This is a genomic window from Lacisediminimonas sp. (assembly GCF_030645335.1).
GTDB lineage: Bacteria > Pseudomonadota > Gammaproteobacteria > Burkholderiales > Burkholderiaceae_D > Lacisediminimonas.
The window spans coordinates 1-10,002 of the sequence record NZ_JAUSNH010000108.1 but is presented as its reverse complement, the minus strand read 5'-3'; the positions used below and the strand labels follow the sequence as shown (position 1 = coordinate 10,002).

7 protein-coding genes and 1 tRNA gene are annotated in these 10,002 nt (G+C 61.9%); 5 read left to right on the top strand and 3 right to left on the bottom strand.

The genetic code is table 11. From position 1 onward, the window contains the following. Window positions 1–38: 38 nt before the first annotated feature. On the bottom strand, window positions 39–1,400 hold the full coding sequence (locus Q7T64_RS07715) for an ABC transporter substrate-binding protein (RefSeq protein WP_304793819.1): 1,362 nt from the start codon (window positions 1,398–1,400) through the stop codon (window positions 39–41). A 377-nt stretch (window positions 1,401–1,777) separates the two neighbouring features. Beyond that, window positions 1,778–3,172, bottom strand: coding sequence for a DASS family sodium-coupled anion symporter (locus Q7T64_RS07710; protein ID WP_304793815.1), 1,395 nt, complete (start codon window positions 3,170–3,172; stop codon window positions 1,778–1,780). Window positions 3,173–3,534: 362 nt separating this feature from the next. Between Q7T64_RS07710 and Q7T64_RS07705 the strand changes: the two genes are divergently transcribed. Genes Q7T64_RS07705 through Q7T64_RS07685 form a run of 5 tightly spaced genes read left to right on the top strand, consistent with a single transcriptional unit; the run spans window position 3,535 to window position 9,776 of the window. Continuing rightward, the gene (locus Q7T64_RS07705) at window positions 3,535–4,692 is read left to right on the top strand and encodes a BMP family ABC transporter substrate-binding protein (RefSeq protein WP_304793812.1); all 1,158 of its coding nucleotides are present in this window, start codon (window positions 3,535–3,537) and stop codon (window positions 4,690–4,692) included. Continuing rightward, the gene (locus Q7T64_RS07700; protein ID WP_304793809.1) at window positions 4,692–5,735 is read left to right on the top strand and encodes an ABC transporter permease; all 1,044 of its coding nucleotides are present in this window, start codon (window positions 4,692–4,694) and stop codon (window positions 5,733–5,735) included. The genes Q7T64_RS07705 and Q7T64_RS07700 overlap by 1 nt, the downstream gene beginning before the upstream one ends. After that, a complete protein-coding gene (locus Q7T64_RS07695) occupies window positions 5,732–6,658 on the top strand; it encodes an ABC transporter permease (RefSeq protein WP_304793806.1) in 927 nt (308 codons plus the stop codon). The genes Q7T64_RS07700 and Q7T64_RS07695 overlap by 4 nt, the downstream gene beginning before the upstream one ends. Window positions 6,659–6,661: 3 nt before the next feature. After that, on the top strand, window positions 6,662–8,200 hold the full coding sequence (locus Q7T64_RS07690; protein WP_304793804.1) for an ABC transporter ATP-binding protein: 1,539 nt from the start codon (window positions 6,662–6,664) through the stop codon (window positions 8,198–8,200). Window positions 8,201–8,240: 40 nt separating this feature from the next. Beyond that, complete coding sequence (locus Q7T64_RS07685) at window positions 8,241–9,776, top strand: amidohydrolase family protein (protein ID WP_304793802.1); 1,536 nt, start codon at window positions 8,241–8,243, stop codon at window positions 9,774–9,776. A gap of 115 nt (window positions 9,777–9,891) precedes the next feature. On the opposite strand, the gene Q7T64_RS07680 is transcribed toward Q7T64_RS07685, so the two are convergent. Beyond that, window positions 9,892–9,968 (bottom strand) — tRNA-Val (locus tag Q7T64_RS07680). Window positions 9,969–10,002 lie beyond the last annotated feature (34 nt).

Here is a 10,002-nt window from a genome sequence, read left to right as displayed (position 1 = left end):
CCGCCCGGCTTGATGCCCAATGAAGCCATCGCCATGCCCTAGATCTTGACGCCTGCGCGTTTCAGGTCGGCGATGGCAGCTACCTGTGCCTGCTTCATCGACTCCTTCGCACTCATCTGCCCCGAGATGATCCGGCCCAGCGCCTGGTTGAGCTGGACGTTGATCTGCGGGTAGGCCGGGACCGTCCGGTACTTCATGTGGCCCTGTTCGCCAAGCTTGATCGTGTCGAGCACGACCTGCCCGGTGTCCTGACCGTTGACCGTGATCAGCTTGCGGTATTCGGGCGCGTCGAAAATCGACCGGCGCGTGACAGATCCGAGTCCCTTCTCCTTGACCATCCGGTTGAGAAGCGTCTTGGAGGTAGCCCATTTGATGAACTCCCAGGCGGCATCCTTGTTCTTCGAGCCCGCCGGAATGCCCCAGCCGTGCGACGCAATACCGGGGAACCTGCCCTTGGGACCCCGTGGATACAAGGAGAACCGAAGCGTGGACGCGACCTTGGAGTTGGACTCCATCATCGACATGCCGCCGGAATGCGTCTGCAGCGAGTGGTTGGCCTTGCCGGCCCGTATCAGCTCCCCGGTCTGGCCATACGACATTCCGCCTGCGCCTGGCGGGCCGAACTTGCTGACGATGCGCGCCAATTGCTCCGCCGCCATGATCGCCTCGGGCGTATCGAGCGTGGGCATCAGGTCATCCGGCGGTGCGCGGAACACGTTGCCGCCATAGCCCTGCAGGAACGGCGGGTACCAGAAGCCCCAGTGATTGTCGGCCAGGAAGCCGTCCACCCCATCCTTCTTGTGAACGATCGCGAGGCTTCGTTCGAGCTCGTCGAAGGTATCGGGCATCCCCAGACCGTTCGCCTTGAACAGGTCGAAGCGGCTGGCAATGGCCATGCCCGAGTCGGTCACCCAGGGAATGCCGTGCGTGACACCTTTGCCGTCCTTCAGCGGACTCACGGCGCCTGGCAGGAAGTCTGCGAAATCAAAGTCGGCGCCGGTCTTGTTGCGGTCGTTGATGTAGGGATCGAGCGGGGTCAGCCAACCGTTTCCGATCCAGCGGTTGGTGAAGACGAACGTAATATTGAGGACATCGTAGCCACTGCCCTTGGTTGACAGTTCCAGGTCGGCGCGCTGGTTGAAAACCTGCAACCCGGGCGTGTCGTAGTTGACCTTGGCGCCGGTCGCCTCGGTGAATTCCTTGATGTAGTCGGCAAGCAGCGACGGATAGCGCGCACTCCAGCACGACACATTCAGCGTCACGCCACTGAAACGCTTGGCCTGCGCCAAGACCGCCGGCGCCGCCAGGCCAAGCCCGGCCGAGGCCAGCGCTGCCGTGCCGGCCGCCAGCAGCTTGCGCCTGTGCGGACTGACCGACCCGGCATCCGGGGACAATGACATCGCATCTTCCCCCGCAATGGGAGCGGATCCGGAATTCGAAAAAAGGGTCGTCTTGTGCACCGTCATGTTCGTCTCCTGGCGTATGTGGGCCTGATCTACGGTCAGCCGCGTCAAATCGATGTGCGAATCACCGTTCACTTGTCGACAGGATCAATGTTAGCGTTACCAAATAACATCCGTCAAGTGTGTTTCAAGATATTTTTCATCATCACCTGGCAGTTCGACAGACTCGCCTCGGCACCCGATTATTGCTATGAAAAGATGTAGGCTTTAGGGCGCCATGAGCAATCACGCCGAACCAAATGTTAGCGGAGATCATTTTCGATATGAACATACTTGATAATCCGCTTCATCCGAGGCCGCCGGCAAGCGCCAGCTCAAAAGTTCATGATCTTCAACAGGGCCAGCAAGCCCCATGCGGTCAATACCAGGACGCAGACGAAATCCAGCGCCAGGCCGGTGCGCAACATGATCCGCTGCGGCACATGCCCGGTTCCGAATACCAGGGCGTTGGGCGGGGTTGCCACTGGCAAGGCAAAACCACAGGATGCCGCAAGCGCCACCACCACGACCAGCACCGCCGGGGGCAAGCCCATTTGAACCGCGACCGCGGCAAAAACCGGAACCAGCAAAGCCGCCGCCGCCGTGTTGCTGGCAAATTCACTGAGCAGCACCATGAACGCCGCCACGGCCAGCAGCATGGCCCAGGGCGCGGCCCCCTGCAGCGCGCCGGCTACCTGCTGGCCAAGGACCACCGATGCGCCGGATGCGCCAAGGATCTCGCCCAGCGCCAGCCCGCCGCCGAACAGCAGCAGTACACCCCAATCGGTATGCTGCACGACGTCCTGCCAGGTGACCAGACCCAAGGCAACGACGGCGACCACCGCGGCCACGGCAAAGAAAGTGTCCGGGCTCTGTATGCCCATCGCCTTTAGCGGCGCCGCGCCGAAAATCCAGCCCAGCGCAGTCAGCGCGAATACCAGCATGGTCAGCAGGCGCACCCCGGTCCAGGGCACGTCGTCCATGACTGTCTCGATGGTCCGGTTCAGTTGCGGGCGCAGCACCAGCCACAAGGTCAGCACCATCAACGGCATCAGCACCAGCACCAGGGGAATTCCTATCCATAGCCATTCGGCAAAATCGATGCCTGCCGCCCGCGCGGCAATCGCATTCGGTGGCGAGCCCACCAGGGAGCCTATGCCGCCGATGCTGGCGGCATAGGCCACGCCCAGCAGGACAAAAACGAATGTCCGACGGTCGCCATGCAGGTCGAGCGGACTGAGTATGCCAAGGGCCAGCGGCAGCATCATGGCCGCGGTGGCCGTGTTGCTGATACCCATGGAGAGGATTGCCGTGACAGCAAACAGCAGGAAAACCGCGCGGCCCAGGTGTCCGCGCGACAGCACCAGCAAGGCTACCGCCATCTTGCGGTCCAGTTGCTGCACGCGCAGCGCGGTCGCCAGCGCAAACCCGCCAAGGAAGAGGAACACGATGGGATCGGCAAAGGGAGCCAGGGCGCTGGACGTAGTCAGGCCAGGGAAACCCAGCAACAAGCCACCCAAGGGCACCAGTAGCGCGGTCACTGCGAGGTGGAGTGCCTCAGTCAGCCAAAGTACCCCGATGAACAGCAGCAGGCACAGGCCTTTCTTGACGGCAGGCTCGAAAGGCATCCACAGGTACATGCCACCAGCCAGTCCAAGCGCCAGCAGCACGATCAGGCCGGCGCGAAGCGGGGAAAATTGCGGGCTTGCGGTAAAAGACGCAGGATGCATGCGGGCTTGTCGGTGACCGGGGTCATGAACGAGGGTTGCCGAAAGTGTAGCTGACTACTGGCGAATTGCCCACGCGAGTAGCCGGCCTCCTTGAAAGCCCGAACGATCCGCAAAGCAATAAAGTCGGCTTTTACGGGATCGCTTTGTTGTTGAACGGCGGCGAAACCGCGGCGATCTTTCAGGCCCCATTAAAGTGCGTCATTGTGAAGGTCATGGTGCGTTTTGCGCCAGGCGCGAGCAAATTCGCTCCCGATCGGTGCCGACAAAGTGCGCTGCACACCAGAAACGTGCGTGACAGTCCACTGATCCGAGCCCGGCACAGTCTTTGCTGATGTTTCCTGAACCCAATTAAAGGAAACGTCATGACAACCCGTCCGCTTCGCACAGAAAAACAAAACCTGAACACATCACGTCGCCGCTTTCTTGGCACAGCCAGCAACATCGTCAGCGCAGCTGGCCTGGCGGCGATCCTCCCGCAGTTGGCAATCGCCCAGGGCAAGCCCATCACGGTCGGATTCATGTATACCGGCGTGCGCCAGGACTACGGCTGGAACCAGGCGCATTCGGCGGCGGCGCGCCAGATCGGCAAAATGCCTGCTGTCAAAGTGATCGAGCAGGAGAACGTGCCGGAGACAGCCGAGGCAGAAAAGGTCATGGAAAGCATGATCAAGCTTGATGGCGTGCGCGTGCTGTTCCCGACCTCGTTTGGCTACTGGCCTTTCATCATGAAAATCGCAGCCAAGTATCCGGACGTGCTGTTCGTGCATGCCGGCGGCTTGTGGAAGGACGGCAATCCCAAGAACACCATCGGCTATCGCGGCTACATGGACGAGCCGCATTACCTGAGCGGCATTGTCGCGGGCCACATGAGCAAGACCGGCAAGATCGGCTTCATCGGCGCCAAGCCGGTGTACTTCATTGTCAATAACTGCAATGCCTTCATCCTCGGCGCACGTTCGGTCAATCCCAAGATCACCTGCCAGGTCGTGATTACCGGTGACTGGAATAATCCGGTCAAGGAAGCGGAGGCCGTCAATAGCCTGGTCGACCAGGGTGTGGATGTGGTGGTCGGCAATTGCGACAGCCCGAAAGTCGTGCTCGAAACCGCTGAACGGCGTGGCATTTTTTCCTGCGGATACCACACCGATCTGTCGGCCCTGGCGCCGAAGGGCTTCCTGACTGGCGCCGAATGGAACTGGGGCAAAGGCACCGAGTTCGTGAAAGCCTGGCAGACCGGCGGCGCCTATCCGAACTTGCTGCGTGGCGGCTTCAAGCTGGACATGGTCAAGCTATCCCCGTTCGGCGCTGCGGTGCCTGAAAAAGTGCGCAAGGAAGTGCTGCAGGCGCGCCAGGCCCTGGTAGAAGACAAGCTGGTCATCTACCGCGGCCCGATCAAGGACAATGAAGGCAATATCGTGGTCAAGGCTGGCGAGACCATCAAAAATGATGACAATCAGTTCAAGCTGGGAATGAAATTCCTGGTTGAAGGCGCAATCGGAAAGACGGGCCTGGCACGCTGATGCGCTCGCGTGCTGAACCGGTCGTCATTACCCTTGCCGCGCTGGCGCTTGCGCTGGCGCTGTTTGCCCTGTTCCTGATGGCGAACCGGCTCGACCCGTGGGCGGTGTATTCCGTACTGTGGCTGGGTGGTTTCGGTACCTCGTTTTCACTGCAGGCCACGCTCACGCAAGCCGCGCCGCTGATGCTCACCGCCTTGTGTGTGGCGATCCCTGCGCGCGCCGGCTTGCTGATCATCGGGGGCGAAGGCGCACTCGCGGTCGGCGGTATTTTTGCGGTGCTGGCCGGCGTGGGCATGCCCAACCTGGCGCCAGTGGCGGGAACGATCGTGGTCTGCATCGTCGGCGCGCTCGGCGGTGCCGCCTGGATCGTGATGGCGGGTGCGCTCAAACATCTGCGCGGCGTCAATGAAACCATTTCCACACTGCTGCTGAACTATATTGCGCTAGCCCTGCTGAACCATCTGGTCAGTGGTCCGATGCGTGATCCGGCAGTGTCATTGAAACCCACCAGCTGGTCGATCCCGACGCCCTACATGATGGGCAATGTGCCAGAGATCGGCGTGCATGGTGGCTTGCTGATTGGCGCTGTCGTTTGCCTTTTGTCATTCGCGCTGCTGAAGTACACCGTATTCGGCTTTGCCACAGGCGTGGTCGGCGGCAATGTGCGCGCAGCACAATTGGTCGGCTTGCCGATCGGTCGCCTCACCTTGCTTGTCTGTGCCTTGGGCGGTGCTGCAGCGGGGCTTGCCGGCGCCATTGAAATCGTGGCCGTACATGGCGCTGCCAGCAGTTCGCTCGCGGTCGGTTTTGGCTATGGTGGCATTCTAGTGGCGTTCCTGGCGCGCCAGAATCCGATGGCGATCATTTTCTTCGCTTTTGTCGTCGGCGGCATTTCAGCCAGCGGCGGCCTGATGCAACGGCGCTTTGACATGCCTGATGCGGCAACGCAGGTTTTGCAGGGCCTGATCTTCCTCTGCGTGCTGGCGTCCAACACCTTGTACGGCCGCTTTCCCCTGTTCCGTTCAGCGCGAGCGGCAGCATGAACGCGGGCGATCTCGGGTGGTGGGGCGTGGCGATTGCGATACTCGGCGGCGCAATCCGGGTGTCAACGCCATACCTGTTCGTCAGCCTGGCGGAAACGCTGACCGAGAAAAGCGGTCGGGTCAACCTCGGGCTTGAGGGCACGTTGCTGATGGGCGCAATGAGCGGCTATGGCGTGTCCTACCTGAGTGGCTCTCCCTGGCTCGGACTGGCGGCGGCAGCAGCAGCGGGCACACTGTTTGGCCTGCTGCACGCAATGGTCTGCAACCTGCCGCGGGTCAACGACGTCGCAGTCGGTATTGCGCTATTCATTTTCGGCAATGGGCTGGCGTTTTTCCTTGGCAAACCGTTTGTGCAGCCGCAGGCGCCAAGATTGCCGACATTCGACCTGGGGTCGTTCAGTTCCGTGCCGGCGGTGCGCGCCGCACTCGATGTCAGTCCGCTTTTCTTCGCCGGCATTGGCTGCGCCTTGCTGATGCGCTGGGCGCTGGTGAACACGCGCTGGGGCCTGATCGTGCGGGCCGTCGGCGACAATTCGCTGGCGGCACGCGCGGCCGGCTATCCCGTGAACCTGACGCGCACGCTGGCCACTGCTGCCGGCGGCGCATTGACCGGTATCGCCGGCGCCTTCCTGTCGCTGTCTTATCCGGGCACCTGGGCTGAAGGCTTGTCCAGCGGCCAGGGCTTGATGGCGGTGACGCTGGTGATCTTCGCGCGCTGGAAGCCTGTTAACTGCGTCTGGGTGTCGCTGCTGTTCGGCGGCGCTTCGGCGCTGGGCCCTGCACTGCAGATCGTCGGCGTCTCCGGCTATTACTACCTGATCGGCGCCGCTCCCTACGTGCTAACGCTGGGCTTGCTGATTGCCAGCTCCTCGCGCCGCCAGCAACTGGCGGGCGCGCCAGGCGAACTCTCAATTAACCGCTGATCCATGGACCAACGCCCTCCTCCTCTGGTTGAAATCGACAATCTCCGTAAGCGCTTTGGCACGGTACAGGCGCTGGACGGCGTTTCCATTCGTTTTGAGCCGGGCAGCTTCCATGCGCTGCTGGGCGAGAACGGCGCCGGCAAAAGCACGCTGGTCAAATGCCTGATGGGCTTTTACGGGGCTGATTCCGGCACCATTTGCATTGATGGTCGAGAACGTGCCATTCCTGATCCTAAGGCGGCGCATGCGCTTGGGCTGGGCATGGTGTATCAGCATTTCACGCTGGTGCCCAGCATGACGGTGGCCGAAAACCTGCTGCTGGCGCGCTCGGATATTCCGGGCTTCATCAACTGGCGGCAGGAGCGGCGCGACATCGACGCATTTTTGGCGCGCATGCCGTTCAGCCTCGACCCGGACGCGCCGGCCGCGTCCCTGTCGGCGGGTGAAAAACAAAAGCTCGAGATTTTCAAGCAACTGTACCTGGGCGCCCGCTTCCTGATCCTGGACGAACCCACCAGCGTATTGACGCCGCAAGAGTCAGACGAAGTGCTGTCGCATATGCGCAGCCTGACCGACGCCGGACGACTGACCGTGGTGCTGATCACGCACAAGTTCCGCGAAGTCCAGGCGCACGCGAGCGCAGTGACCGTGTTGCGTGGCGGCCGCAATGCCGGCGGCGGCCTGGTCGCCGGACTGGACGCCGACGCGCTGGTCGACATGACCTTTGGCGAGCGTCCTGCGGTGAGCGCTGTTGCACGCGCCACGCAGGCCGCCGGCAACAAGTATCTGCAACTGCGCGACGTCAATGCCTTGAACGCACGCGGCGCGCACGCGGTCAAGGGCGTTTCACTCGATGTGGCGGCCGGCGAGATTGTCGGCATTGCCGGCGTCTCCGGCAATGGCCAAAGGGAGCTGGTCGAGGTGCTGGCGGGACAACGGCAAGCGGAGAGCGGCGTCATCCTGATCGACGGCCGGCCGTTCCAGCGCAGCCGCGCGGCGCTGCGCGAACTGGGTGTTTATTTGCTGGCCGAGGAGCCATTGAGCTCGAGCTGTGTGCCAAGCTTGTCGGTGGCCGATAATCTGGCGCTGCGCGATTTTGACGTGGCGCCGTTTGCCCGTGCCGGTATGCTGGTGGACCGGGCTGCGGTGGAACGCCGGGCGCTCGATGCGATCCGGAAATTCAGTATCCGCTGCGCCGGCCCGGATGCGCGCGCCGACACGCTGTCCGGCGGCAATTTGCAACGCGCAGTGCTGGCCCGCGAATTGTCCGGCAAAGTGCGGCTGCTGGTGGCGCAGAATCCTTGCTTCGGACTGGACTTTTCGGCGGCGCGTGAAATACGCTCGCGGATACTGGAGGCGCGCAATCACGGCGCGGCCGTCCTGTTGCTGAGCGAGGATCTGGATGAGCTGATGGAACTGGCGGATCGGATCGTGGTGATGCTTGATGGCCGAATGGTGTTCGAGACCAGCCGTGAACAGGCCGTGGCGCTGGAAATTGGCAGCCATATGGCGGGACATGCGACGGCACACGCCACCGCATGAGAACATCCTGGGCTTATCCTGACCGCATCCTGAGCACCCCATGAACGCACAACGATTGCAACTGATAGTCAACGGCCTGGTGCTGACGCCTGGCGCACCCGCCGCGGCAGCGCTCGACATACTGGTCCAGGACGGCCGCATACGTGAATTGCTTCCGCGCGGCACGCCGGCACCGGCCGATGCCGAACTGATCGATGCGCACGACCGCCTGATCGTGCCTGGCCTGGTCAATGCGCATACCCACGCGCACGGGGGACTCGGCAAGGGTGCCGTCGGCGACCGCCTGCCGCTGGAGGTTTTCCTCACTGGCAGCGCGGCCCTGAACGGCTCGCGCACGCGGGATGACAAATACCTGAGCGCGCAATTGAGCGCAGTCGAAATGGTGCGCAAGGGCTGCACCGCTGCGTATGACCTGTTTGTCGAATTTCCACTGCCGTCCGTCGAGGGCATGAACGCGGTTGCCAGCGCCTACCAGGATGTTGGCATGCGCGCCGTGATCGCGCCGATGATTGCGGATCGCACGCTTTATCAAGCCTACCCCGGTCTGATCGAGTCCCTGCCAAAGGACCTGGGCGACAGTGCGCGCCGTGCCGCCACTGCGCCATATGCCGAGACCCTGCGCGCCTGCAGGGAAATATTCGATGACTGGTCGTTCGACCGCGACCAGATTCGTCCGGCGCTGGGGCCTACCATTCCGATGCATTGTTCCGACGAATTCCTGGGCGGCTGCCGCGAGTTGGCCGATGAATTCGGCCTCGGCATACAGACGCACCTGGCTGAATCGGCAACGCAGGCCGTGATGGCGAAACAGCGCTACGGCAAAAGCCTGACCGCGCACCTGGCAGACCTCGGCTTGCTCAATGCGCGCTTCAGCGGCGCACATGCGATCTGGATCGACGGCGACGATATGCGTCGACTGGCCGATGCCGGTGCGTCGGTTGCACACAACCCTTTGAGCAATTTGCGGCTTGGGTCCGGTGTGGCCGCTGTGCGCGAAATGCTCGATTGCGGACTGGCGGTTGGCATAGGCACCGACGCTGCCAATACCTCGGACACCCAGAACATGTTCGAAGCCAGCCGTCTGGCCGCGTATTTGTCGCGCATACGCGGACCGCAATACCAGGACTGGGTGTCAGCCGAAGAGTCATTCACCCTGGCCACTGCCGGCAGCGCCCGCGTACTCGGCTTTGCGGATCAACTCGGCGCCATCGTTCCGGGCGCCTTTGCCGACCTGGTCTTGCTCGATCTTGCCCACATCAACTATGTACCTTTACGCGATGCGCTTTTGCAATTGGTGAATGGCGAAAACGGCAGCGCGATCGACGCCGTCATGGTGGGTGGGCGTTTCATCCTGCGCGGCGGCAAACTGCTGACTATTGATGAAGAAAAATTGCGGCGTGACGCCGAGTCAGCCCGCGATCGGCTCGATGGCGCCAATGCCGAAGCGCGCCGTATTGCGCACTCGCTGGAACATTGGGTAGGGGAATTTTGCGTGGCGCACGGATGCAGGCATCAAGGACCGCACCGTCATCTCCGGACGGAGCGGGATCTGTCTTCCCAAAAGTCATCCCAGTAAAATTTACCGGCAGCTAAATCGTTGATTTCACGGATGAATATCGGTCGGACACAAAAAAGCCGACCCTTGTGGAGTCGGCTATTTTGTTGAGCGTCGGTGAAACCGCTGCAGATCTTGGTAGGCACGATTGGACTCGAACCAACGACCCCTACCATGTCAAGGTAGTGCTCTAACCAGCTGAGCTACGCGCCTAAAGAAGCGAAATTATAGCGGCCTTTCATTGGAC